The organism is Mesorhizobium sp. LSJC280B00 (assembly GCF_000502835.1).
Lineage (GTDB): Bacteria > Pseudomonadota > Alphaproteobacteria > Rhizobiales > Rhizobiaceae > Mesorhizobium.
This window is the reverse complement of sequence record NZ_AYVL01000009.1, coordinates 1-25,069: the sequence shown is the minus strand read 5'-3', so window position 1 is coordinate 25,069 and position 25,069 is coordinate 1. Positions and strand designations below refer to the sequence as shown.

The window sequence follows — 25,069 nt, the reverse complement described above, 5'->3', positions numbered from 1 at the left end:
GAGGGCAGTGCCGACTACGCCAAAACCGCCGGCAGGTCCGGCCAAGAGATTACCGAAGGCGATCACGTCGCTGGCCGCCGGCTTGCCGAAAAAACCGTGGCTCAAGAGTTATCCAAAGATCGTGCCGGCCGAGATCGGCGCCCTGCCCTCCAGCTCGATCGGCGACTTTCTCGTCGCCGTGTGCAAGCAGTTTGCGAATCGGCCGGCCTTCGTCTGCATGGGCAAATCGATCACCTATGCCGACCTCGAGCGACAGTCGGCCGCCTTCGGCGCCTATCTGCAATCAACGGGGCTGCAGAAGGGCGCGCGCGTCGCCCTGATGATGCCGAATGTGCTGCAATATCCGGTGGCGATTATGGCAGTGCTTCGCGCCGGCTATGTCGTGGTCAACATCAATCCGCTCTACACGCCGCGCGAGCTGGAGCACCAGCTCAAGGATTCCGGCGCTCAAGCCATTGTCATCCTCGAAAATTTCGCCTGCACCCTGCAGGCGGTGATCGCGAGGACCGCGGTCAAGCATGTCGTGGTCGCCTCGATGGGCGACATGCTCGGCGGGCTCAAGGGAACGATCGTCAACTTCTTTGTACGCCGCGTCAAGAAGATGGTGCCGGCATGGTCGCTGCCCGGCCATGTCAAGTTCAACGCCGCGCTGAAGGCCGGCACCGGCATGGCCTTCAGGCCCGCAAAGGTCGCGGCCGACGACATCGCCTTCCTGCAATACACGGGCGGCACGACCGGCATCTCCAAGGGCGCGATGCTTTTGCACAGCAACATTTTGGCGAACGTCGCGCAGAACGCGCTGTGGGCCGAAGACGCTTTTACCGTCAAGCCGAAGCCGGCGCATCTGAACTTCCTCTGCGCGCTGCCGCTCTATCACATTTTTGCGCTGACGGCGAACGTGCTGGTAGGCATGCAGCAAGGCGCGCAGAATGTCCTCATCCCCAATCCGCGCGACATTCCCGGCTTCGTCAAGGAGCTGCAGAAATACCCGATCCACATCTTTCCGGGCCTCAACACGCTGTTCAATGCGCTGCTCAATAATGAGGATTTTCGCAAGCTCGATTTCAAGCCGCTGATCCTGACGCTGGGTGGCGGCATGCCGGTGCAGAGGGCCATCGCCGAACGCTGGAAGGCGCTGACCGGCTGCCCGATCAGCGAGGCCTACGGGCTCACCGAGACCTCGCCGGGGGCAACCATCAACAAATTCAGCGACGGCGTTTACACCGGCACGATCGGCCTGCCGCTGCCCTCGACCGAGATCACCATCCGCGACGACGACGGCAACAATTTGCCGCTCGGCGAAGTCGGCGAAATCTGCATCCGCGGACCGCAGGTGATGGCCGGCTACTGGAACCGGCCGGACGAGACCGCCAAGGTGATGACCGAGGACGGCTTCTTCAAATCGGGCGACATGGGCTTCATGGACGAGCTTGGCTACACCAAGATCGTCGACCGCAAGAAGGACATGATCCTGGTTTCCGGCTTCAACGTCTATCCAAACGAACTCGAGGAAGTGGTGGCGCAGCATCCAGGCGTACTCGAAGTGGCGGCGATCGGCGTGCCGGACGAGCATTCGGGTGAAGTGCCGAAGCTGTTCGTCGTCAAGAAGGACCCGGCACTGACCGCCGACATGCTGACGGCTTATTGCCGCGAGAACCTGACCGGCTACAAGCGTCCCAGGTATATTGAGTTCCGCACCGAGTTGCCGAAGACACCGGTCGGCAAGATCCTGCGACGGGCGTTGCGGGGCTAGGCGCAGCTTGAGCGATTGCATCGCCGGCGCCAACGCCGTGAGTATAGGTTCGCGCCCGGACCCGGCAGAGTTCATCCGGGCGAACATGCGGATCGCCCCCGTGCCCGCGCTTCCCGAAATTCGGCTTTACACCGCCCATCCGGGAAGCGGGCTCAGGCGGCTTCTCGAATGGAACCAACATGCGACCGAAGAAGACGGACCTGAACCGGAGCCACCGTACTGGGCCTATGTCTGGGCCGGCGGCGCGGTGCTCGCCCGCTACATATTCGACCGGCCGAAGACCGTGGCCGGCCGTCGCGTGCTCGACCTCGGCTCCGGTTCGGGTCTCGTCGGCATTGCAGCGGCAAAAGCCGGGGCAAGCGCGGTCGTCGCGGCCGAGATCGATCGCAATGGTGTGGTTGCGCTCGGCCTCAACGCGACTGCGAACGGCGTCGCTATCATGATCATTGGCGAAGACATCACCAGCGGTCCGCCGCCACCGGTGGATGTCGTGGTGGTCGGCGACCTGTTTTACGCCCATGATCTTGCCGGCCGGGCCATTTCTTTCCTCGACCGCTGCCTTGCAGCCGGCATCGCCGTGCTGATCGGCGATCCGGGCCGCGCCTATCTGCCCCGCTCGCGGCTTCGCCTGCTGGCCGAATACGAGGTGCCGGATGTCGGCGAAGGCAGGAATGCGGCGATGAAACCGAGCGGCGTGTTCTCGTTCGGACCAGCTAGCTGCGAGTCTAGACTGTCTCGCTGACCCGCGCCGCTAGAAAATCGGGCAGATCGGCAACTGAATCGAGGATGACGTCTGCGATCTGCGACAGCGATTCACGTGTGCCGGTGCCGGACAGCACGCCAATCGCCAGGCCACAGCCGCCGGCGCGCGCCATTTCCAGATCGTGGCGATTGTCGCCGACCATTGCGATCGCCGCCGGCCTGAGCCCTGTCAGGTCCGAGAAGGCAAGGATCGTATCCGGCGCCGGTTTTGGATTGGCCACCGCATCGTAACCATAGGCGGCTTCGAAAAGCTGCGCGACGCCCAGCGTGACCAAGGTCTTTTCCGCGCCACTGGTCGAGTCGTTGGTGGCGACGCCAAGCCGGTAGGATTTTCTGTGAAGCAGCCCAAGCGTCTCGACCACACCCGGCAGCGCCACCGCCATTGCCGATCCTTGCGCCGAAGTGATGGCGTTGAAGCGGGCGACGGCAAGCATCTGGTCCTCGTCGGACAGCCGCGGAAACCACAGCTCGACGACGTCCATGTTGGTGCCGGAGGCAAAAATTGAATCCGGCTTGAAGCGCTTGTTCGCGAAGTCGAAGCCCGCCGCCGCAAGCAGCCTGTCTGCCCTCCAGCGATCGCCTTCGGCCGCATCCATCGCCATGAAGTCGGCGATGCCCAGCCATGTCGCGTTGAAATCTACGAGCGTGCCGTCCTTGTCGAACAATATTCCCTTGATGTCCGCCAAGCTTTTCACTCCGGGCCGCGCAAGCGGTGGATGTATTCCACCAGTCCGGCAGTCGAGGCATCCCGCTTTGCGGCGTTCTCCTTGCCTTCAACGACGGGCAGCAGCCCGGTCGCCAGTTCCTTGCCGAGTTCGACGCCCCATTGGTCGAAGGAGTTGATGTTGAACAGCGTACCTTCGACAAAGACGCGGTGTTCGTAAAGCGCAATCAGCCGTCCGAATGTATGCGGGTCGAGCTTTCTGTAGAGAATCGTCAACGAGGGGCGGTCGCCGGAGAAGACGCGGTGCGGAGCAATCCTGTCGACATCGGCGGGCTTCATGCCTTTCGCCAGCATCTGCGCGCGGGCTTCCTCAAGCGTGCGGCCCTTCATGAAGGCTTCCGACTGCGCCAGGCAATTGGCAAGCAGAAGGTCGTGGTGATGCTTCAGCTCCGGTTCGTGGCCGACGGCAGCGGCGAGGAATTCGACCGGAATGAAATCGGTGCCCTGATGGAGCAACTGGAAGAAGGCATGCTGGCCATTGGTGCCGGGCTCGCCCCAGACCAGCGGGCCGGTCGGCGTCGTTACAGCGCCGCCGTCCAGGGTGACGCTCTTGCCGTTCGATTCCATGTCGAGCTGCTGCAGATAGGCCGGTAGCCTGGACAGACGCTGATCGTAGGGGATGACGGCGCGAGCGGGGTATTTGCAGATCACGCGGTGCCACCAGCCAATCAGCCCCATCAGCGCCGGCAGGTTCTTCGCCAGCGGCGCGGTGCGGAAATGCTCGTCCATCTCATGGGCGCCGTCGAGAAAGGCGCGAAAATCCTTCGGGCCGATGGCGATCATCACTGGCAGACCGATCGCACCCCAGACGGAATAGCGGCCGCCGACCCAGTCCCAGAAGCCGAAGACGCGATCGGGCGCGATGCCGAATTTGGCGACCAGGTCGAGCGCCGTCGAGACGGCGGCGAAATGCTTGCCGACCGCTTCCTTGCCGAGCGCCTTCTCGACCCATCTGCGCGCGGTTTCGGCATTGGTCATCGTCTCGACCGTGGTGAAGGTCTTGGAGGCGATGATGAACAGGGTGGTTTCGGCGGAAAGACCCTTCAGCGTGTCGTGGATATGGGCACCGTCGATATTGGATACGTAATGCGCGCGCGGCCCGTCATGATAGGGCGCCAGCGCCAGCGTCGCCATGGCCGGGCCGAGATCGGAGCCGCCGATGCCGATGTTGACGATGTCGGTGATTTTCTTGCCGGTCGCGCCGGCCGCCTTGCCGGAACGCACCGCGTCGGCGAAGGCACCCATCGCGTCGAGTACGGCAAGGACGTCCGCCTTCACGTCCTGGCCGTCGAGCACGATGCCCTTGCCGGTCAGGTTGCGCAGCGCCGTGTGCAGCACGGCACGGCCTTCAGTGACGTTGATCTTCTTGCCGGCAAACATCGCGTCGCGCCGGCCTTCGAGGTCAGCGGCCTCAGCCAGTTTCTCCAGCAACTCCATAGTCCGCGCATCGACCGCGCATTTCGACCAGTCGAGCAGCAGGTCGCCGTCACTGGCGGAGAATTTCTCGAAGCGCTGCGGATCGGCAGCGAAAGCCTCGCGCATCGAGCCCGATTTGGCCGCACGGTGATCGCGCAATGCGTCGAGCTGCTTTTGAAAGGACGATTGATCCACTGCTTCGCTCCGGTCTCTTGAGATGCATCTTATCAGGCCGGATGTTTCCGGCGCGTGTCGTCGCGGCAAACTATCGGGTCGAATTCCATCTGTTTCAATGCGCAGCGATGCCGCAGCGCAGCGTGGGCCGGCTCAAAGGATCACTGGCATAAATCCCAGCGATCAGAAAAATTGATTGGCGCAACACCTTGTGCCACCGGTACATTCGACTGGTCCAGCCAAGTGAAAAAGCTGGCCATCGAGGAACATCTCCCATGCCACAGCGAAACGACACGGCCATATGGTCCGGCCTGTTCCGGATTTCGGCGGAATCCGGTCAGACCCTGCAGGCGCAGATCCGCCAGGCGATCGTCGCCGCCATCCTCGACCGGCAGATCGCGGCTTCCATGCCGCTTCCGTCCTGCCGGATTCTTGCCGAAAAACTCGGCGTGGCGCGCGGCACCGTGGTGCTGGCCTTCCAGCAGTTGGTCGATCAGGGCTTCCTGGTGGCGCGCGAGCGCCGCGGCCATTTCGTCAATCCCGAAGTGCTGGCGACGCCGGCCAAGCCGCATCAGAAGGCGCCCGACCAGGCCAACGAGATCGACTGGAAGGCGCGTCGGCAGATCGCGGCGAGCGACATGCCGCCGCCGGCCAAGCACGACAACTGGATCAAGTCGTCATACCCCTTCGTCTATGGCCAATTCGACCCGGCGCTGTTCCCGACCGCCGAATGGCGCGAGTGCAACCGCATGGCGTTGGCGGTGCTCGAAATCCGCAACTGGGCATCCGACATGGTCGATCGCGACGATCCGCTCCTGATCGAGCAGATCCAGGCACGGCTGCTGCCGCGACGCGGCATCTTCGCCAATCCGGACGAGATCATCGTGACGTTGGGCGCGCAGAACGCGCTTTACATGCTGGCGACGCTGTTGATGACCAAGGGCTCCAAGGTGGCGATGGAGGACCCGGGCTATCCCGATGCACGTTCGATCTTCCGGCTGGCCGGCGCCGAGATCCAGCCGGTTCCGGTCGACCACTCCGGCATCGTAACCTCGGCCATTCCCAATGATTCCGGCTTCGTCTTCGTCACGCCCAGCCACCATTGCCCGACCATGGTGCCGCTGTCGGCAGAGCGGCGGCAGGAGCTTTTGGCGCGCGCCAACCGGCACAACCAGATCATCATCGAGGACGGATATGACAGCCAGCTCCTGGACGAGGCGCCGCAGCAGGCGCTGAAGAGCCTCGATCGCTCCGGCCGGGTCGTCTATGTCGGCTCGATGTCGAAGACGCTGGCTCCCGGCCTCAGGCTCGGCTACATCGTCGCCTCGGCCGGGCTGATCTCCGAGCTTCGGGCGCTACGCCGCTTCATGCTGCGCCATCCGCCGGCGAACAACCAGCGCGCCGTCGCATTGTTCCTGTCGCTCGGCCATCACGAGGCGCTGGTGCGGCGGCTGTCGAGCGCCTTCGACGAGAGGCGCAAGCGTCTGGTCCATGCGATTTCCGCCTTCCTGCCGGAGTGGCGCTCGACCGATTCGGCCGGCGGCACGTCGCTCTGGCTCGAGGGGCCGCGCGGCACCGATTCGCGCGGGCTGGCGGAGGCCGCGGCCTCGCGCAGCGTCATCATCGAGCCTGGCGACCGCTTCTTCGACCGTACCGAAAAGCCATCGCGTTTCATGCGCTTGGGCATTTCCTCGATCGCGTTGCAGCACATCGAACCCGGCATCCGCGAACTGGCGACGGCAGCTGGACGCAGGCCGGCAGCGGCCTGATCTCCCTTCCCCGACCGGAGCCTGGCGCATGTAGTGCGGCTCCGGTTCTTTAGCTCCTTGGCATATGCGACGGGACCGGCTGGCACATAGGCTGTGCCAATGCCGGCGGCATAGTCGCTGCATAGAGGGGACGAAGCAGGCCGATGGTGGACCAACCGCCGCGCCCGCTCCGCAGCTAAAGTTGGAGTGCCTTCATGCCAATGGCCCATGAGAAGCAGGACGTGTCCGCAGACCAGCGTTCGCGGCGGTCCGGCGGGCGCGAGGCGCGCCGCGCCATGCGGGCGGCACCGCTTGCCGACGACGTCAAGCCGGTGCGTGCCGGCCTCGAAGGCGGAAGCTACAGCCCGCTCAGCGGCAGCGATTGCGAACGTATCCACGAGGCCGTGCTTACCCTTCTGGAGACGGTCGGCTTCGCCAACGCCATCCCCTCCTGCATCGAGGCGCTGACCAAAGCCGGCGCGACCTTCAGTGAGGACGGCCGCCTGCGCTTTCCTCGCGGCCTTGTGCTCGACACCATCAAGAACGCGGCGCGGCATTTCACCCTCCACGGCCAGGATCCGAAGCACGACATGGTGATCCAGGGCAAGCGTGTGCACTACGGCACGGCCGGTGCTGCGGTGCATCTTGTCGATGTCGAAAAGCGTGAGTATCGCGAGTCGCTGCTGCAGGACATTTACGATGCCGCGCGCCTGGTCGAAGGGCTCGACAACATCCATTTCTTCCAGCGGCCGATGGTGCCGCGCGACATTCCCGACCCGCTCGATATGGATTTCAACACGCTCTACGCCTGCGTCATGGGCACGTCGAAGCATGTCGGCACCTCGTTTACCGTGCGTGAGAACGTCAAGCCGGCGCTCGACATGCTCTATGCGATCGCGGGCGGCGAAGAGAATTTTCGCGCGCGGCCTTTCGTCTCCAATTCGAACTGCTTCGTCGTGCCGCCGATGAAGTTTGCCGAGGACGCCTGTGGCGTTCTCGAAGCCTGCGTCGAGGGCGGCATTCCGATCCTGCTGCTGTCGGCAGGACAGGCGGGTGCGACGGCACCGGCGGCGATTGCCGGCGCCGTGGTGCAGGCGGTCGCCGAAGTCCTCGTCGGCCTCATCTACGTCAACGCCATCAAGCCAGGCCATCCGGCGATTTTCGGTACCTGGCCGTTTGTCTCGGATCTCCGGACCGGCGCCATGTCGGGCGGTTCGGCCGAGCAGGCGGTGCTGACCGCGGCCTGCGCGCAGATGGCGCAATTTTACGACCTGCCGGGCGGTTCGGCCGCCGGCATGACAGATTCGAAACTGCCTGATATTCAGTCCGGCTACGAAAAGGGCATAACCGACGTGATGGCCGGTCTTGCCGGCCTCAACCTGGTTTACGAATCGGCCGGCATGCACGCCTCGCTGCTCGGCTTTTGCCTTGAGAGCCTGATCATCGACAACGACATGCTCGGCCACTGCCTGCGCTGCGTGCGCGGCATCGAAGTGACGGACGAGTCGCTGTCGATCGACACGATTGCCGATGTCTGCCTGAAGGGCCCGGGCCATTATCTCGGCAACGAGCAGACGCTGCGGCTGATGCAGACCGAATATTTCTATCCGGCCGTCGGCGACCGCTTTTCGCCGAAGGAATGGAATGAGAAAGGCAGGCCCGATATCCTGCAGCGGGCGATCATCGAGAAGAAACGCGTGCTTGCCGAACGCTTCCCGCGCCATGTGCCAAAGCCGGTCGACGACAAATTGCGCGCCCGCTTCGGCGATATGATCAAGCTGCCGCGCAGCGGCATGGGCGGTTGAGGCTCTACCCGCTCACCGCCAGCAACAACACACCGGCCAGCGCCGATCCGGCAAGCGTCGGCAGCATGCCGATTTTCAGCTTCAGAATGGCGATCATGGCGGCACAGGAAAGCAGCGCCGCGCGCCAGTCTATCGATGAAAGCACCGGCACGTCCATTCCAAGCCCGACATTGCGCACTTCGCCGAAGATGACGTGTAAGCCGAACCAAAGCGCGAGGTTCATGATGACGCCGACGACCGCAGCGGTGATCGCGCCGAGCGCCGCCGACAGCGCCCTGTTGCCGCGCAGCGCTTCGATGTAGGGCGCGCCGAGGAATATCCACAAGAAGCACGGCGTAAACGTCACCCACAGTGTGAGCAGTGCCCCAAGCGCGCCGGCAAGCAGCGGGGCGAGCGCGCCGGAGTGGCGGAAGGCGGCAATGTAACCGACGAACTGCAAGACCAGGATCAGCGGGCCCGGCGTGGTTTCGGCCAGCCCAAGGCCGTCGACCATTTCACCGGGTGCGAGCCAGCCGAAGGACTCGACCGCTGCCTGCGCGACATAGGCAAGCACGGCATAGGCGCCACCAAAGGTGACGACCGCCATGAGACTGAAGAACCCACCGATTTGTGTCCACACGCTGGCCGAGCCGGTGAAAGCCCAGATCAGCAGAACAGGCCCGAGCCAGATCGGCAGCCAGATCGCCAAAATGCGCGGCGCATGCCATCGCGTCGGCTTGACGTGGGTCAGTTCGCCGCGCTCGAACATCAGATCGACCGCGCCCTTAATGTCGGGAACATCGCCTTTGCCCTGCGATGTGCCGGAAAAAAATGCCGGTGCAATGCGGTTGCCGATCCAGCCTGTCAGGCCGGCAAGCAGGACGATCAGCGGGAACGGCACGTTTAGCGCGTAGATGGCGATGAAGGCGGCGAGTGCGATCGACACCATGATCCGGTTCTTCAGCGCACGTCGCCCGATCCGGATCACCGCCTCGATGACAATGGCGAGCACCGTCGCTTTGACCCCGAAAAACAGCGCCTCGACGAAGGGTATGTCGCCGTAGAGCGCATAGAGGCTGCTCAAGACGAGCATAACAAGCGCGCCCGGCACAACGAAGAGAATGCCGGCAACAAGGCCGCCGACTGTTTTGTGCAGCAGCCAGCCGATATAGATGGCAAGCTGCTGAGCCTCGGGGCCGGGCAGCAGCATGCAGTAGTTCAACGCATGCAGAAAGCGCTGTTCCCCGATCCAGCGCCGTTCCTCGACCAGTTCCTTGTGCATGAGCGCGATCTGCCCGGCCGGGCCGCCAAAGCTGAGCACGCCGATTTTCGCCCAGACCTTCACGGCCTGCCGGAAGCTCGGCACAGCGGGCTCCTGGATCTCCGCCGGCTTTTTCGAAAAGACGGCGCTCACGATGGTTTGCCTGCGCCGAGACTGACTGCGCCGGCGACCGGCCAGTTATGCGTCTCCTCGGTGGCATCGCGGCACCAGCGGAAGAACGCATCGTAAAGCAGCATGCCGGCCTCGAGCTGCTCCAGATCGTCGCGAAACATCCGTGACAGGCCAAGCGAGGCGGCCAGGAACCCGGCCGCCTGTGGAACAAGATCGAGGCTCGCAGTATCGGCAGCGCGTATGATCGTGGCCAGGCGATCGAGCGCTTCGGATTTGAGCCCGAACTCCTCGATCATGGTGTCGAAGGTGCAGCGTTCGCCGCGGTGGCTCCAGAACACGTTCTCGATGTCGAAAGGGATGGCCTGAAAGCGATCGGCGACGGCCGCCACTTCGGCCGGCTCGACGAAGAGAAAGACCGCGTGAGGATCGATGAAGCGCCGGATCAGCCAGGGGCAGGCGATGCGATCGACCTTCGGGCGCGTACGCGTGACCCAAACGGTGCGGCCCTTGGCATCGGCGGGCGGTATCTTATCGGCGTGAACGAGAAGGCCCTTGGCATCGCGCCATGCTTCAAACCCGCCATCGAGCGATTCGGCGGCAACGCCCTCCTGCCGTAGCCATGCGGCCACGCCTTGCGAGAGCTTTTTTCCCTGTTGGCAGACGACTGTCACTTGCCTGCCGACGAAGTCGGCAGCCCAGTTCGAGACACTCCTGAAATCACGACGATCCGACCCCGGCAGCAGGCGCGGATCGGCGTTGTAGTCATCGTCGATGCGGACGTCGATGATCGCGGGTGCACCCGGCAGCCCAATCAGACGGGACAGTTGCGGTACGGTGATGGTTGTTGTCGACGGCATGGCGTCCACCTCCTTGAAAGAGAAGCTTGGACGCGAACATTGGGCTGACGCCTCACGGGGTCGTCGCGATTAACCCCTTGCGATGATCGTGGATTTGTCGCGCTCGCTTGTCAAGCATTGCCGTTCTCGCGGGAGCAATCGCTGTTGACAAATGACCGCGTCCAACCCTGTGCCGGGCATTTCTGCCCATTAACGGCAGGCTATCGCAGGTGGAAAGCCGAGGCTTTCGCTCTACGATGTACCCCCACCCCTACCCCTCCTGGCGCTGACCTCGGCAAATTGCCTGCACCGGCGGCTGGCTCGTGCGACGGAACCCTGGTGTCAGTGATTGTCCCTCGGTACGCCGCTTGTATGCGCCACATCCTGGTATTTCACCGCCGGCTTCAGCACCATGCCTTCGGAAAACTGGTCGACCATGCCACGCTGGATCTCCTGCCACGGCGTCTGGTGCATGGGATAGTGATAGCCGCCATTGTTCTGCAGCTCGGCGCGCCGCCGCGTGATCTCGTCGTCGCTGACGAGGATGTCGGCGGTGCCCTTGCGCAGATCGACGCGGACGCGGTCACCGGTCTTCAGCAGCGCCAGCCCGCCGCCGATGGCGGCTTCCGGCGAGGCGTTGAGGATCGAGGGCGAACCCGACGTGCCCGACTGGCGGCCGTCGCCGATACAGGCCAGCGCGTGGATGCCCTTTTTGATCAGATAGGCCGGCGGCTGCATGTTGACGACTTCGGCGCCGCCGGGATAGCCGATCGGGCCGGCGCCGCGCATGAACAGGATGGTGTGCTCGTCGATGCCCTGTGCCGGATCGTCGATGCGGGCGTGGTAGTCCTCGGGCCCGTCGAACACCATGGCGTTGCCCTCGAAGGCTTCGGGGTCCTTCGGGTTCGACAGATAGCGCTCGCGGAATTCGGGCGAGATGCCGCTGGTCTTCATGATCGCCGAATCGAACAGATTGCCCTTGAGATTGATGAAGCCGGCATTGGCTTTCAGCGGCTCGGCAACCGTGCGGATGACGTCGAAGTTCTCGTTGACGGCGCCGCTGCAATTGTCGCCGATGGTCTTGCCGTTAGCTGTCATGGCTTCCGGATAGGGCAGCAGGCCGCCCTTCATCAGTTCGGCGACCACGGCCGGCACGCCGCCGGCATGGTGATAGTCCTCGCCGAGATATTCGCCCGTCGGCTGCAGATTGACGATGAGCGGTATGTTGAGGCCGACCTTCTGCCAATCGTCATTGTCGAGCGAAACGCCGAGATGGCGGGCGATGGCGTTGAGGTGGATCGGCGCATTGGTCGAGCCGCCGATCGCCGAGTTGACGACGATGGCGTTCTCGAAGGCCTTACGGGTCATGATGTCGGAGGGCTTCAGATCCTCATGCACCATGTCGACGATGCGCTTTCCGGTCTCGTAGGCGATCTGGCCGCGCTCGCGATAGGGGGCGGGGATAGCGGCCGAGCCCGGCAATTGCATGCCGAGCGCCTCGGCCAGCGAATTCATCGTGGTGGCGGTACCCATCGTGTTGCAATAGCCGGTCGACGGCGCCGAGGAGGCAACGATATCCATGAACTCGTCATAGCCAATCTCGCCGGCCGACAGGCGCTGGCGCGATTCCCAGACGATGGTGCCGGAGCCGGTGCGCTTGCCCTTGTGCCAGCCGTTGAGCATCGGGCCGACCGAAAGCGCGATAGCCGGAATGTTGACGGTGGCCGCGGCCATCAGCATGGCCGGCGTCGTCTTGTCGCAGCCGATGGTGAGCACCACGCCGTCGAGCGGATAGCCGTAAAGCACCTCTACCAGGCTGAGATAGGCAAGGTTGCGGTCAAGTGCAGCAGTCGGCCGCTTGCCGGTCTCCTGGATCGGGTGGCAAGGGAACTCGAAAGGGATGCCACCCATCGAGACGATGCCTTCGCGCACGCGCTTGGCCAGTTCGATGTGATGGCGGTTGCAGGGCGACAGGTCGGAGCCGGTCTGGGCGATGCCGATCAGCGGCTTGCCGGACATCAGTTCGGCCCGCGTCAGCCCGTAATTCAGGTAGCGCTCCAGATAGAGTGCCGTCATGCCCGGATTGTCGGGATTGTCGAACCACTCCTGCGAGCGAAATTTTTTCTTGTGGGTGGGGGCGCCTGCCATCGTGGTCTCCGTATTTGTATGACAAATCGATATGACAACGCGCGGGAGCAGGCAAGGGGCACGCGCCATCCGAATCCGCTCTTTGGTACGAAAGACATACATTTGCCTCCGCGCTAGACGGGATCGTGGTTTGTCAGCCCGCTATCCCGGAGAGTTGGAGCGCGTCGCCGCGAACCCACCCGGCCCTTCCGGCCACCCTCCCCTCAAGGGTACCACTTGGGGGAGGGACATCCGTATCACTCGAATACGATGCTCGGCACTGCAGCCTCGGCCGCGCCGCGCTCTTCATTGACGCGGTCCCAGACCTTGGCGGCGATGTCGCGATAGATTTTCGCCTCAGCGCCATCCGGCTTGGAGACCACCACCGGCGTGCCGGCATCGGAGCTTTCGCGGATGCCCATCTCGAGCGGCACTTCGCCAAGGAAGGTGACGCCGAGACGCTCGGCCTCGCGGCGGGCGCCGCCATGGCCGAAGATGTCGTAGCGTTTTCCCGTATCGGGGGCGAGAAAATAGCTCATGTTTTCGACGATACCCAATAGCGGCACGTCGACCTTCCTGAACATGTTTAGGCCTTTGCGCGCATCGATCAGGGCCAGGTCCTGTGGCGTCGAGACGATGACGGCGCCGGCCAGCGGCACCTGTTGGGCCATGGTCAGCTGGGCGTCGCCGGTGCCGGGCGGCATGTCGACGACGAGCACATCAAGCGGTCCCCATTCGACCTCGCGCAGCATCTGCGTCAATGCCGACATCACCATCGGCCCGCGCCAGATCATCGGCGTCTCCTCATCGACGAGGAAGCCCATCGACATGACCTTGAGGCCATAATTCTGCATCGGCTTCAGGATCTTGCCGTCGACGGTCTGCGGCCTGCCACGAATGTTGAGCAGACGCGGCATGGAAGGGCCATAAATGTCGGCATCGAGCACCCCGACCCGCAGCCCGTTGGCGGCAAGCCCAAGGGCGATATTGACGGCGGTGGTCGACTTGCCGACGCCGCCCTTGCCGGAAGCGACGGCGATGATCGCTTCGATGCCGGGTACGCCGCGCTTGCCCTGGCTGTGCGAGGCGGGCGCCTGCGGCGCGGGACGCGCAGGTGCGGTCGGCGGAGCGGGCCTCTGAGCCGGTCTTTGCGGAACCGGCGCCTCCATGCCGCCGCCCTTCTTTTCCGCCGTCAACGCGACCACGGCGCCGGCAACACCGGGGATCGCCTTGACGACACGTTCGGCCGCCGCACGCAGCGGTTCCATCTCCTGGGCACGGGCAGCGGGAACGGTGATCGAAAAGAACACCTTGGCATCGGCAATGAAAATCTCGGAAACCAGGCCGAGGTCGACGATATTGCCGGTGAAATCCGGCCCATTGACCGTCTTCAGGCGCTCGATAACGATTTCCTTGGTCACGTTTTCATTGGCGGCGGGCATGAGTTTTTCCTCTACTTTTCCGCTCCAGATAATGCAGTTCCGGAACAGAACCAAGCGATGGACCACCAATTGCAGCGGCGTATCGGGGAGGCAGCGAGCATATGACGGCATTTCCAGTGGGAGCAGCCGTCGCCAAATCGTCAACGCAGCCTATTTCATGAGCATGGAATGACAGCCAGGGAAGGAGACGAATCATGCTCGCAAACAGCAACGCGACGGCCAATCTCGCCGTGAAGGACCTGGCCAAGGCCAAGGCATTCTACGAAGGGGTCCTTGGCCTGAAAGAGGTGCACAATGAAGGTGGCGAACTGATCGTCTATAAAAGCGGCGACACCAGCATCAACGTCTACCGTTCGAACTTCGCTGGGACCAACAAGGCGACGGCTGTGACATGGACGGTCGGCGACGAACTCGGCAAGATCGTTGAGGCATTGAAATCGAAGGGCGTGACCTTCGAGCATTACGACATGCCAGGCCTGACGCTGGAGGGCGATGTTCATGTCGGTCAGGGCATGAAGGTCGCATGGTTCAAGGATCCGGACGGCAACATCCTGAACCTTGTGGATAGGTAGATACGGCGCATCGCCTGCCGCGCAGTGCTACGGTGCTGTCACCATGCCAGGCCGACCGCGAGGTAGGTGAGAGCCGCGATCGCCGCGGTTGCCGGCAGGGTGACGATCCATGCCACCACGATGTTACCGGCAATGCCCCAGCGAACGGCGGAGACGCGGCGGGCGGCGCCGACGCCGATGATGGCGCCGGTGATCGTGTGCGTGGTCGATACAGGAATACCGAGCCAGGTGGCGGCGAACAGGGTGATCGCTCCGCCGGTCTCGGCGCAGAAACCCTGCATCGGGTTCAGCCGGGTGATCTTCGAGCCCATCGTGTGGACGATGCGCCAGCCGCCGAGCAACGTGCCCAGCGCCAGCGCCGACTGACAGGTGATGACGACCCACAGCGGCACGTAAAAATTCGCGCCGAGCATGCCTTGCGAATAGAGCAGCACGGCGATGATGCCCATAGTCTTCTGCGCGTCGTTGCCGCCATGGCCGAGCGAATAGAGCGAGGCGGAAAAGAACTGCATGACGCGGAAGGTGCTGTCGACGGCGAACGGCGTCCGCCGCACGAACAGCCAGGAGACCGCGAGGATCAGGACGAGCGCCAGCAGAAAACCTGCCGCCGGCGATAGCACGATGGCCGCCGTCGTTTTGCCCAACCCGGTCCAGACGATGGCGCCGGTGCCTGCCTTGGCAACGCCGGCGCCAACCAAACCGCCGATCAGAGCGTGCGAGCTGCTGGACGGGATGCCGACGAGCCAGGTGACGATATTCCAGACGATGGCGCCGACAAGTGCTGCAAAGATCACTGCCGGCGTGACGATGCTGGCGTCGATGATGCCGGTTCCCAGCGTCTCCGCCACGTGGAGACCGAAGAACATGAAGGCGATGAAATTGAAGAAGGCCGCCCAGAACACCGCATAATGCGGCCGCAGCACCCGGGTGGAGACGATGGTGGCGATAGAGTTGGCGGCATCGTGCAGGCCGTTGAGGAAATCGAAGAACAGCGCGACGACGACAAGGCCGACCAGCACCGGAAAGGCTATCGCGGCTTCCACTATACGTTCTCGATGACGATGCCGCTGATTTCGTTGGCGACGTCCTCGAAGCGGTCGACCACCTTTTCCAGCTGGCCGTAGATCTCGCTGCCGATCAGATAGGCCATAGGATCGCTGCGGCCGTGCCGCTTGAACAGGTCCTTCAGGCCCTGTTCGTGCAGGTCGTCGGCCCGGCCTTCGGCGCGCATGACTTCCTCGGCGATGGCGTTGAGGCGCACCGTGTGCGCCCCGACCTTGCCGAGAAGCGGGATCGCCTCGGCCACCAACTTGGCGGCCTCGACGATGACGCCCCCCATTTCCTGCATCAGCGGGTCGAATTCCTTCTTTTCGAACAGCTTTACCGTCTTGACGGTCTTGTGCATCATGTCGATGGCATCATCCATCGACTGGATCAGGTCCTTGATGTCGCCGCGGTCGAAGGGCGTGATGAAGGAGCGGCGCACGGCCAGCAGCACTTCCGCGGTGATCTGATCGGCTTCGTCCTCGAGATCGATGATCGTCTGACACCAGCGGTCGATGTCGTTGCCCTGCAAAAGCTGCTGCAGTGCCTCGGCGCCACCGACCACGGTGCGGGAATGCCGCTCGAACAGGTCGAAGAAGCGATCTTCGCGCGGCAAAAGCTTGCGGAACCAGCCCAGCATGTTCGGTCTCCCGTCGTGTCCAGTCCACGACCCCGTCTCATTCACATAGCGCCGCATTCCATCGCGGGAAACAGTAAGCCGGCTGAAAGATGTGGATGCGGACGATTTAGACAGGCGGCTTGCGGCCGAAGGCGATTTCCACGACGTTGCGCGCTACAATCGGACACAGCGTCCGTGACAGGCTCCCGACGGCATGATCGATAAGCTGGAATTCTTCATAGCACTTGCCAGGGAAGAACATTTCGGCCGGGCGGCGGAGGTGTGCGGCGTCACCCAACCGACGCTTTCGGCCGGCATCAAGCAGCTGGAAGGCCAGCTCGGCGTGATGCTGGTGCTGCGCGGCTCGCGCTTCCAGGGATTGACGCCGGAAGGCAAGCAGGTGTTGGTGTGGGCGCGCCGCATCGTCGGCGACAGCAGGACCATGCGCGAGGAGATGCGGGCGGCACGCCACGGCCTGTCAGGGCGCATCCGCATCGCCGCGATCCCGACGGCGCTGGCCATGGTGGCGCGACTGACGACGCCGTTTCGGGCAAAGCACCCCGGCGTCACCTTCTCGGTGCTGTCGCGGACCTCGATCGAGGTGCTGTCGCTGCTCGGCAATTTCGACATCGACGCCGGTATCACCTATCTCGACAACGAGCCGCTCGGACGCGTCACCAGCGTGCCGCTCTACGACGAGCGCTACCAGCTGATCACCGCCGTCGGGAACCCCTATTTCGACCGCGACAAAGTGACATGGGCGGAACTCAGTCAGCTGCCGCTCTGCCTGCTGACGCCCGACATGCAGAACCGCCGCATCATCGACCAGCATCTGGCCGAAGCCGGCGTGCAGGTGCGGCCGACATTGGAATCCAACTCGATGATCGTGCTGTTTTCGCATATCCGCACCGGCAAATGGTCGTCCATCATGCCGCTTAACCTTGCGGAAACGTTCGGCTTTTCCGAGCCGATCCGGGCTATCCCGATCGTCGAGCCGGATGCCAGCCACACCGTCGGGCTGGTGGCGGCACGGCGCGAACCGCACACGCCACTGGTCTCGGCGCTGTTGGACGAGGCAATGGCGCTGGCGGACGATTTCCGCGCCCGCCGCTAGGCTAGACAAGGCTGGTGACCGCGAACGATAGAAAATTTCTATCGAGCAACGGATCGGCTTTATTGATTTAGCGGGTTTCCTCTGATTTCCTAAGCACTTAGCGGAAGACCGCCACGACCAGGGAGGGCGCTGCATGACGATGCAGCCTGCAAGTACCGAGATCGCATCGCGCACCGCGGCGATCATCCACGAGCTGAAAGGCCTCGAAGGCCCGCTGCTGCCGATCCTGCACGGCATCCAGGAAGAGTTCGGTTATGTGCCGCAGGACGCGCTGCCGGTCATCGCCGAGGCGCTGAACATTTCCAGGGCCGAGGTGCACGGCGTCGTGACCTTCTATCACGATTATCGCAGCCAGCCGGCTGGCCGCCATGTGCTGAAGCTCTGCCAGGCGGAAGCCTGCCAGTCGATGGGCTCGGATGCGATTGCCGCCAAGCTCAAATCATTGCTGGGCATCGGTTTCCACGAGACAACCCGCGACGGTTCGGTGACACTGGAGCCGGTCTATTGCCTCGGCCTTTGCGCCTGCTCGCCGTCGGCAATGCTGGATGACGAGGTGATCGGGCGGCTCGACGACGAAAAGCTCAACGAGATCGTTGCCGAGGTGCGCTCATGATCCCGCGTATCTATATTCCCGGCGATTCCGGCGCGCTGGCGCTCGGTGCGGAAAAGGTCGCCAAGGCGGTTCGTGCGGAATTGGCCGAGCGCGGCATCGAGGCCAAGATCGTGCGCAACGGCTCGCGCGGCGCCTATTTCCTCGAGCCGATGGTCGAAGTGGCAACAGCTAATGGCCGCGTCGCCTATGGGCCGGTGAAGCCCTCCGACGTCAAAAGCCTGTTCGACTGCGGCTTCCTCACCGGCGGCCACCACAAGCGCTGGCTGGGCGCACCGGACAAGATCCCGTTCCTTGCCAGGCAGACGCGGCTGACCTTTGCGCGCTGCGGCGTCACCGATCCGCTGTCGCTCGATCACTACAAGGCGCATGGCGGGCTGAAGGGCCTGCAGAATGCAGTGGCGATGACGCCGGCCGAGGTCGTCAAGCAGGTGACCGAGTCCGGGCTGCGCGGTCGCGGCGGCGCCGGCTTCCCGACCGGCATCAAATGGAAAACTGTGCTCGATACGTCGGCCGACCGCAAATACATCGTCTGCAATGCCGATGAAGGCGATTCCGGCACGTTCGCCGACCGCATGATCATGGAAGGCGACCCCTTCGTGCTGATCGAAGGCATGGCGATCGCCGGCATCGCCACCGGCGCGACCAAGGGCTTTATCTATATCCGCTCCGAATATCCGCACGCGGTGGCGGTGATGCAGAAGGCCGTCGAGATCGCCCGCAAGGCCGGCGTGCTCGGCGTCAATGTGCTCGGCTCGGCCAATTCATTCGACATGGAAGTGCGCGTCGGCGCCGGCGCCTATGTTTGCGGCGAGGAAACCGCCCTGCTCGACAGCCTCGAAGGCAAGCGCGGACAGGTGCGGGCCAAGCCGCCGCTGCCGGCGCACAAGGGCCTGTTCGGCAAGCCGACAGTGATCAACAACGTCATCTCGCTGGCCTCGGTGCCGGTGATCATGGACAAGGGCGCTGCCTTCTACAAGGATTTCGGCATGGGCCGTTCGCGCGGCACCATCCCGATCCAGATTGCCGGCAACGTCAAGTATCCCGGTCTCTACGAGGCCGCGTTCGGCATGACGCTGGGTGAGATCGTCGACGATATCGGCGGCGGCACGGCGACCGGGCGTCCGGTCAAGGCGGTACAGGTCGGCGGTCCGCTCGGCGCCTATTTCCCGCGCGCCCTGTTCGACACGCCGTTCGACTACGAAGCGTTTGCGGCCAAGGACGGGCTGATCGGCCATGCCGGCATCGTCGTTTTCGACGACAGCGCCGACATGCTGAAGCAGGCACGCTTCGCCATGGAATTCTGCGCCATCGAGAGCTGCGGCAAGTGCACGCCGTGCCGCATCGGCTCGACGCGCGGTGTCGAGGTGCTGGACCGGCTCTCCCAGAACGTCGAACCGGAAAAGCAGATCGCGCTGGTCACCGACCTTTGCAACACGATGAAGTTCGGCTCGCTTTGCGCTCTCGGCGGCTTCACCCCATATCCAGTGATGAGTGCACTCAACCATTTCCCGGACGACTTTCGGCCGACGCCGGTCGCCGAAGCAGCGGAATAGGAGCGGACAGGTATGAACGCGGCATTCGACATCAAATCGCTGGTCCAGGAAATCGACTACGGCACACCCGCCTCTGAAGCAGAACAAAAGGTAACGCTGACGGTCGACGGCAAGTCGGTGACGGTGCCGGCGGGGACCTCGATCATGCGCGCTTCGATGGAAGCGGGCGTCGAAATCCCGAAACTCTGCGCCACCGACATGCTGGACTCGTTCGGCTCCTGCCGGGTCTGCCTCGTCGAGATCGACGGGCGCGGCGGCACGCCGGCCTCGTGTACGACGCCGGTCGGCGAAGGCATGGTCGTGCATACGCAGAGCGACCGGCTAGACGCCATTCGCCGCGGCGTGATGGAACTCTACGTCTCCGACCATCCTGCGGCGTGGGGCGAGAAGGCCGGCACTGGCGCCAGCGAGTTCGACAAGGTCGTCAGGACGGTCGGCCTGACCGAGAACCGCTATGGCGTGGACGGCCGCAACCACGTCAAGCAGGAAAACGGCGTGGCGCCCGGCCATGGCTCGCTGACCATCGATTACATCGCCCGCGATGAATCGAACCCGTATTTCACCTACGATCCGACGCAGTGCATCGTCTGCTCGCGCTGCGTGCGCGCCTGTGAGGAGGTGCAGGGCACGTTCGCGCTGACCATCGAGGGCCGCGGCTTCGAATCCAGGGTCTCGGCCGGCATGCACGAGGCGTTCGTCGATTCCGAATGCGTGTCGTGCGGGGCCTGCGTGCAGGCCTGCCCGACCGATGCGCTGAGGGAAAAGACCGTGCTGGCGAAGGGCCTGCCCGAGCGCTCGACCGTCACCACCTGCGCCTATTGCGGCGTCGGCTGTTCGTTCAAGGCCGAGGTCAAGGGCGACGAGGTCATCCGCATGATGCCCTACAAGGCAGGCAAGGCCAACCACGGCCACTCCTGCGTCAAGGGCCGCTTCGCCTATGGCTACGCGACGCACAAGGACCGTATCCTGAAACCAATGATCCGCGAGAAGGTCAGCGATCCGTGGCGCGAAGTGTCGTGGGAAGAGGCGCTCACCCATACGGCGAATGAATTCCGCCGCATCCAGTACCAGTACGGCCGCACCTCGATCGGCGGCATCACCTCCTCGCGCTGCACCAACGAGGAGACCTACCTCGTCCAGAAGCTTGTCCGGCAGGGCTTCCGCAACAACAATGTCGATACCTGCGCCCGCGTCTGCCATTCGCCGACCGGCTATGGTCTCGGCCAGACCTTCGGCACCTCCGCCGGCACGCAGGACTTCGATTCGATCGAGCAGACGGACGTGATCCTGCTGATCGGCGCCAATCCGACCGATGCGCATCCGGTGTTCGCCTCGCGCATGAAGAAGCGCATGCGCGAGGGCGCCAAGCTGATCGTGCTCGATCCGCGCCGCACCGACATCGTGCGCTCGGCCCACGTCGAGGCGCAGTTCCATCTGCCGCTGAAGCCGGGCACCAACGTCGCCATGCTGACCGCACTTGCCCATGTCATCGTCACCGAGGGCCTGTTCGACGAGGCCTTCATCCGCGAGCGCTGCGACTGGGACGAGTTCCAGGACTGGGCATCGTTCGTGGCGCTGCCGGAAAATAGCCCGGAAGTGGTCGGCCAGCTTGCAAATGTCGATCCCGACGACATACGCGGCGCGGCGCGGCTCTACGCCCGCGGCGGTAACGGCGCGATCTATTACGGCCTCGGCGTGACCGAGCACAGCCAGGGCTCGACCACCGTCATCGCCATTGCCAACCTCGCCATGGCGACCGGCAATATCGGCCGGCCGGGCGTCGGCGTGAACCCGCTGCGCGGCCAGAACAATGTGCAGGGCTCCTGCGACATGGGCTCGTTCCCGCACGAGCTTCCCGGCTATCGCCACATTTCAGGCGACGCGGTGCGCGCCATCTATGAGAGCCTGTGGGGCGTCAAGCTCGACGACGAGCCCGGCCTGCGCATCCCCAATATGCTGGATGCGGCCGTCGACGGCTCGTTCAAGGGGCTCTATGTGCAGGGCGAGGACATCCTGCAGTCGGACCCCGACACCAAGCATGTCGCCGCCGGTCTCGCCGCGATGGAATGCGTCGTCGTGCACGACCTCTTCCTCAACGAGACGGCCAACTACGCGCATGTGTTCCTGCCCGGCTCGACGTTCCTCGAGAAGGACGGCACCTTCACCAATGCCGAGCGCCGCATCAACATGGTGCGCAAGGTGATGGAGCCGAAATGCGGCTATGCCGACTGGGAAACGACGCAGGAGCTCGCCAAGGCGCTCGGCCTCGGCTGGAACTACACGCATCCGTCCCAGATCATGGACGAGATCGCCAAGACAACACCAAGTTTCGCCGGCGTTTCCTTCGACCTTCTCGACCGGGTGGGCTCGGTGCAGTGGCCCTGCAACGAGAAGTCGCCGGAAGGCACGCCGATCATGCATATCGGCGGCTTCGTGCGCGGCAAGGGCAAGTTCATCCGCACCGAATACGTCGCGACCGACGAAAGGACCGGACCGCGCTTCCCGCTGCTGCTGACCACCGGCCGCATCCTGTCGCAATACAATGTCGGCGCGCAGACCCGGCGCACCGACAATGTGGTCTGGCATAGCGAGGACCGGCTGGAGATCCATCCGCACGATGCCGAAAATCGCGGCCTGCGCGACGGCGACTGGGTGCGGCTGACCAGCCGCTCCGGCGAGACGACGCTGCGCGCGCTGATCACCGAGCGGGTGTCGCCGGGCGTCGTCTATACGACCTTCCACCATCCCGACACCCAGGCTAACGTCATCACCACCGACTTCTCCGACTGGGCGACCAACTGCCCGGAATACAAGGTGACCGCGGTGCAGGTGGGTGCATCCAACGGCCCGTCGGAATGGCAGCGCGACTATGACGAGCAGGCAAAGCAAAGCCGCCGCATCGCCCCGCTGCAAGCAGCGGAGTAGCGGTTTTGGTTTCGTGCCGGAGTACCCCCCTCTGGCCTGCCGGCCATCTCCCCCTCAGGGGGGGAGATTGGATGTCATCTCGACTTTCGCCAATCACCAAAGTCGAAAGGTGCGCCGCGACGCCTGAACTGCCGATCTCCCCCCTTGAGGGGGAGATGCCAAATGATGACAAAGAGGGCAGGCCAGAGGGGGGTGCCGCGTGATGCCCAAACGTCGTGCTGTCACACAGATCAGCCGCCTCGCGCGCCGCGCCGGCGGCACTGCGGCCGCCAACCGCATGGTGCCGGAAGAGACGCCGGTAGCGTTCTCCTTTGCCGGCACCACGCATGCAGTGATGATGGCAAGCCCGGCTGATTTCGAGGATTTCGCGCTCGGCTTCTCGCTGACCGAAGACATCATTGCCTCGCCGGACGAAATCGAAGCGATCGAGGTCGAGGATCACGGCGCCGGCATCGATATCCAGATCCGGCTGAAGGACCAGGCCAACACCCGCTTCGAAACGCGTCGCAGACGCCTGGCCGGCCCGGTCGGCTGCGGGCTGTGCGGCATCGAATCGATCGAAGAGGCAATGCGCTCGGTAAACCCGGTCGGTGCGTCGCAACTTACACTTCAGGCCGATGACATCGTCCGCTCGGTCAAGCTTTTGTCGAAGCTGCAGCCGCTGCACGCCGAGACCGGTGCCGTCCACGCCGCCGGTTTTTACCTTCCCGGCAAGGGCATCGTCATGGCGCGCGAGGATGTCGGCCGCCATAACGCGCTGGACAAGCTGGCTGGCGCGCTGGCCAAAGCCGGTATCGACGGCAGGTCGGGGGCCGTCGTCGTCACGTCGCGCGTTTCGGTCGAGATGGTGCAGAAGACCGCGGCGATCGGCGCTGCCTTCATCATTGCCGTCTCGGCGCCGACCGCACTTGCCATCCGCACCGCGGACGATTCCGGCATGACGCTGGTGGCGCTGGTGCGCGGCGACGATTTCGATATTTTCACCCATCCTGACCGAGTGGTTTCCGGAGTTGCCAAGCATGTCGCATGACGAGGGCCACCTCATGAGCACCAGCGAAAAGCTGGTTCGCATGGCCAACCAGATCGCCGCCTTTTTCCACTCAAAGCCGCGCGAGCAAGGCATTGCCGGCGTCGCCGAGCACATCAACAAGTTCTGGGAGCCGAGGATGCGCCGGCAATTGTTCGAGATGCTTGACAGCGGCGGCGATGGGTTCAACGAGCTTGTCGTCGCGGCAGCGCCACACATCAAGCGGCCGGGCGCGCCGGAGGGCGCAGGTTTCAGCGCTGGCGGAGCGAACACCGAGACAACCGCCGCGTCACAGAAGTAGGCGCCGCGGGCCCACATTCACGCTCTCTAAAGTTTCATCTGCCGCAAGCTGCGCGCCTCTGCTATGGTCCGCGACAAGAATTCGTCGGGTCGGGCGGACAACTCGTGAGGCCGATCGAAACTCGATACGCGCTCAGTGGCGACGTGCGGATCGCCTATCAGGTGGTCGGCCAGGGATCGCTCGATCTCGTCTTCGTGCCGGGTTTCATTTCCAATCTCGACCTGCACTGGGAAGACGAGGGCTACACCCGGCTGTTGAAGCGGCTTTCCGCGTTCTCACGGCTGATCCTGTTCGACAAGCGCGGCACCGGTCTGTCCGACCGCGTCGATGTCCACCACCTGCCCAGCCTCGAAACCCGCATGGACGATGTGCGCGCGGTGATGGATGCGACCGGCAGCGGCCGCGCCGCCTTGCTCGGCGCTTCGGAAGGCGCGCCGATGGCAATGCTGTTCGCCGCCACCTACCCGGAGCGGACGCGGGCGCTGGCGCTTTATGGCGGCTATGCGCATTTCCACAAATGGGTGATGCCGCCGGAGCGCCTGGAGGCGTTCATCGCGACGGCGGAGACCGCATGGGGCACCGGCGCCACCCTGCCGCATTTCGCGCCCGGCCGCGTCGACGATCCGCGTTTCGCCACATGGTGGGCGCGCTTCGAGCGGCTGTCGGCGAGCCCGACCGCGGCAATCGCCCTGGCCCGCATGAATGCGGCTATCGACGTGCGCGGTGTGCTGGCGGCGATCAGCGCACCGACGCTGCTCATCCATCGCCGCAACGATGCGCGCGTCGACCCGGAGGCCAGCCGCTTCCTGGCAAGGAAGATCCCGAATTCGCGGCTGGTCGAGGTGGCCGGGCGCGACCACCCGATCTGGACCGGCGATGTCGACCGGGTGGCCGATCTGATCGAGGAATTCCTGACCGGAGCGCGCGCCGTTGCCGAGGCCGAGCGCGTGCTGGCTGCACTGCTGGTCACCCGGATCTACGACACGGCGCGGCTTGGCGACCGCATGTGGAGCGAGCGCAGCCAGCGTTTTCAGGAAACATGGCGGCTGCTGGTCGGGCGCCATGGCGGCCGCCCGGCCGGCACGAATGGCGAGCTGATGATGGCGCGCTTCGACGGCCCGGCGCGGGCCGTACGCTGTGCG

The 25,069-nt window shown here is 64.0% G+C and carries 20 protein-coding genes; 12 read left to right on the top strand and 8 right to left on the bottom strand.

Going from position 1 to position 25,069, the window contains the following annotated elements; all coding sequences use genetic code 11:
• Window positions 1–7 precede the first annotated feature (7 nt).
• Window positions 8–1,753 carry a long-chain fatty acid--CoA ligase gene (locus X773_RS54480; protein WP_245274701.1) on the top strand — a complete coding sequence of 582 codons (1,746 nt, stop codon included), beginning with the start codon at window positions 8–10 and terminating at the stop codon, window positions 1,751–1,753.
• Window positions 1,754–1,838: 85 nt separating this feature from the next.
• On the top strand, window positions 1,839–2,495 hold the full coding sequence (locus X773_RS54475) for a 50S ribosomal protein L11 methyltransferase (RefSeq protein ID WP_084641125.1): 657 nt from the start codon (window positions 1,839–1,841) through the stop codon (window positions 2,493–2,495).
• Here the strand turns inward: X773_RS54475 and X773_RS54470 are convergent.
• Window positions 2,479–3,201: an HAD family hydrolase gene (locus X773_RS54470; protein WP_023676818.1), complete on the bottom strand. Its 723-nt coding sequence runs from the start codon at window positions 3,199–3,201 to the stop codon at window positions 2,479–2,481. The two genes, X773_RS54475 and X773_RS54470, sit on opposite strands and share 17 nt — an antisense overlap.
• A gap of 5 nt (window positions 3,202–3,206) precedes the next feature.
• Window positions 3,207–4,850 carry a glucose-6-phosphate isomerase gene (gene pgi, locus X773_RS54465; protein ID WP_023676817.1) on the bottom strand — a complete coding sequence of 548 codons (1,644 nt, stop codon included), beginning with the start codon at window positions 4,848–4,850 and terminating at the stop codon, window positions 3,207–3,209.
• Window positions 4,851–5,104: 254 nt separating this feature from the next.
• Here pgi and X773_RS54460 point away from each other — a divergent pair, with 254 nt between their 5' ends.
• On the top strand, window positions 5,105–6,598 hold the full coding sequence (locus X773_RS54460) for a PLP-dependent aminotransferase family protein (protein WP_023676815.1): 1,494 nt from the start codon (window positions 5,105–5,107) through the stop codon (window positions 6,596–6,598).
• A gap of 194 nt (window positions 6,599–6,792) precedes the next feature.
• On the top strand, window positions 6,793–8,382 hold the full coding sequence (locus X773_RS54455; RefSeq protein ID WP_023676814.1) for a trimethylamine methyltransferase family protein: 1,590 nt from the start codon (window positions 6,793–6,795) through the stop codon (window positions 8,380–8,382).
• A gap of 4 nt (window positions 8,383–8,386) precedes the next feature.
• Here the strand turns inward: X773_RS54455 and chrA are convergent, their stop codons facing one another.
• The 4 genes from chrA to X773_RS54435 all read right to left on the bottom strand — a co-directional run bounded on the left by chrA (window position 8,387) and on the right by X773_RS54435 (window position 14,159).
• Window positions 8,387–9,775, bottom strand: a complete 1,389-nt coding sequence (gene chrA, locus X773_RS54450) for a chromate efflux transporter (protein ID WP_023676813.1) — start codon at window positions 9,773–9,775, stop codon at window positions 8,387–8,389.
• On the bottom strand, window positions 9,772–10,611 hold the full coding sequence (locus X773_RS54445; RefSeq protein WP_023676812.1) for a chromate resistance protein ChrB domain-containing protein: 840 nt from the start codon (window positions 10,609–10,611) through the stop codon (window positions 9,772–9,774). The genes chrA and X773_RS54445 overlap by 4 nt, the downstream gene beginning before the upstream one ends.
• Window positions 10,612–10,932: 321 nt before the next feature.
• On the bottom strand, window positions 10,933–12,738 hold the full coding sequence (locus tag X773_RS54440; RefSeq protein ID WP_023676811.1) for an IlvD/Edd family dehydratase: 1,806 nt from the start codon (window positions 12,736–12,738) through the stop codon (window positions 10,933–10,935).
• A gap of 236 nt (window positions 12,739–12,974) precedes the next feature.
• On the bottom strand, window positions 12,975–14,159 hold the full coding sequence (locus tag X773_RS54435) for an Mrp/NBP35 family ATP-binding protein (protein ID WP_023676810.1): 1,185 nt from the start codon (window positions 14,157–14,159) through the stop codon (window positions 12,975–12,977).
• 194 nt (window positions 14,160–14,353) lie between these two features.
• On the opposite strand from X773_RS54435, the gene X773_RS54430 reads away from it, so the two are divergent.
• Window positions 14,354–14,731, top strand: a complete 378-nt coding sequence (locus tag X773_RS54430) for a VOC family protein (protein ID WP_023676809.1) — start codon at window positions 14,354–14,356, stop codon at window positions 14,729–14,731.
• Between the two features lie 38 nt (window positions 14,732–14,769).
• Here the strand turns inward: X773_RS54430 and X773_RS54425 are convergent, their stop codons facing one another.
• Window positions 14,770–15,774, bottom strand: a complete 1,005-nt coding sequence (locus tag X773_RS54425) for an inorganic phosphate transporter (RefSeq protein ID WP_023676808.1) — start codon at window positions 15,772–15,774, stop codon at window positions 14,770–14,772.
• Entirely contained in the window at window positions 15,774–16,415 is a 642-nt protein-coding gene (locus tag X773_RS54420) for a DUF47 domain-containing protein (RefSeq protein ID WP_023676807.1), read from the bottom strand. Before X773_RS54420 ends, X773_RS54425 begins: the two co-directional genes overlap by 1 nt.
• 193 nt (window positions 16,416–16,608) lie before the next feature.
• Between X773_RS54420 and X773_RS54415 the strand changes: the two genes are divergently transcribed.
• The 7 genes from X773_RS54415 to X773_RS54385 all read left to right on the top strand — a co-directional run.
• Window positions 16,609–17,508, top strand: coding sequence for a LysR family transcriptional regulator (locus X773_RS54415; RefSeq protein WP_023676806.1), 900 nt, complete (start codon window positions 16,609–16,611; stop codon window positions 17,506–17,508).
• 133 nt (window positions 17,509–17,641) lie between these two features.
• Window positions 17,642–18,121 carry a formate dehydrogenase subunit gamma gene (locus X773_RS54410; protein WP_023676805.1) on the top strand — a complete coding sequence of 160 codons (480 nt, stop codon included), beginning with the start codon at window positions 17,642–17,644 and terminating at the stop codon, window positions 18,119–18,121.
• Window positions 18,118–19,674, top strand: coding sequence for an NADH-quinone oxidoreductase subunit NuoF (locus tag X773_RS54405; protein WP_023676804.1), 1,557 nt, complete (start codon window positions 18,118–18,120; stop codon window positions 19,672–19,674). The genes X773_RS54410 and X773_RS54405 overlap by 4 nt, the downstream gene beginning before the upstream one ends.
• Before the next feature lie 12 nt (window positions 19,675–19,686).
• Complete coding sequence (gene fdhF, locus X773_RS54400) at window positions 19,687–22,599, top strand: formate dehydrogenase subunit alpha (RefSeq protein WP_023676803.1); 2,913 nt, start codon at window positions 19,687–19,689, stop codon at window positions 22,597–22,599.
• Between the two features lie 199 nt (window positions 22,600–22,798).
• Window positions 22,799–23,629 (top strand): formate dehydrogenase accessory sulfurtransferase FdhD, encoded by an 831-nt coding sequence (gene fdhD, locus X773_RS54395; protein WP_156937344.1) that lies wholly within the window; start codon window positions 22,799–22,801, stop codon window positions 23,627–23,629.
• Window positions 23,619–23,927, top strand: coding sequence for a formate dehydrogenase subunit delta (locus X773_RS54390; protein WP_023676801.1), 309 nt, complete (start codon window positions 23,619–23,621; stop codon window positions 23,925–23,927). The genes fdhD and X773_RS54390 overlap by 11 nt, the downstream gene beginning before the upstream one ends.
• Before the next feature lie 104 nt (window positions 23,928–24,031).
• The coding region (locus tag X773_RS54385) for an alpha/beta fold hydrolase (RefSeq protein WP_023676800.1) at window positions 24,032–25,069 on the top strand (1,038 nt) is incomplete at its 3' end.

Excerpts from the sequence above, each read along its gene's own strand:
- X773_RS54475 (WP_084641125.1), top strand. The coding sequence starts at position 1,839 with ATGCGGATCGCCCCCGTGCCCGCGCTTCCCGAAATTCGGCTTTACACC.
- X773_RS54460 (WP_023676815.1), top strand. The coding sequence starts at position 5,105 with ATGCCACAGCGAAACGACACGGCCATATGGTCCGGCCTGTTCCGGATT.
- X773_RS54455 (WP_023676814.1), top strand. The coding sequence starts at position 6,793 with ATGCCAATGGCCCATGAGAAGCAGGACGTGTCCGCAGACCAGCGTTCG.
- X773_RS54445 (WP_023676812.1), bottom strand. The coding sequence starts at position 10,611 with ATGCCGTCGACAACAACCATCACCGTACCGCAACTGTCCCGTCTGATT.
- X773_RS54440 (WP_023676811.1), bottom strand. The coding sequence starts at position 12,738 with ATGGCAGGCGCCCCCACCCACAAGAAAAAATTTCGCTCGCAGGAGTGG.
- X773_RS54435 (WP_023676810.1), bottom strand. The coding sequence starts at position 14,159 with ATGCCCGCCGCCAATGAAAACGTGACCAAGGAAATCGTTATCGAGCGC.
- X773_RS54430 (WP_023676809.1), top strand. The coding sequence starts at position 14,354 with ATGCTCGCAAACAGCAACGCGACGGCCAATCTCGCCGTGAAGGACCTG.
- X773_RS54420 (WP_023676807.1), bottom strand. The coding sequence starts at position 16,415 with ATGCTGGGCTGGTTCCGCAAGCTTTTGCCGCGCGAAGATCGCTTCTTC.
- X773_RS54415 (WP_023676806.1), top strand. The coding sequence starts at position 16,609 with ATGATCGATAAGCTGGAATTCTTCATAGCACTTGCCAGGGAAGAACAT.
- X773_RS54410 (WP_023676805.1), top strand. The coding sequence starts at position 17,642 with ATGACGATGCAGCCTGCAAGTACCGAGATCGCATCGCGCACCGCGGCG.
- X773_RS54405 (WP_023676804.1), top strand. The coding sequence starts at position 18,118 with ATGATCCCGCGTATCTATATTCCCGGCGATTCCGGCGCGCTGGCGCTC.
- fdhF (WP_023676803.1), top strand. The coding sequence starts at position 19,687 with ATGAACGCGGCATTCGACATCAAATCGCTGGTCCAGGAAATCGACTAC.
- X773_RS54390 (WP_023676801.1), top strand. The coding sequence starts at position 23,619 with ATGTCGCATGACGAGGGCCACCTCATGAGCACCAGCGAAAAGCTGGTT.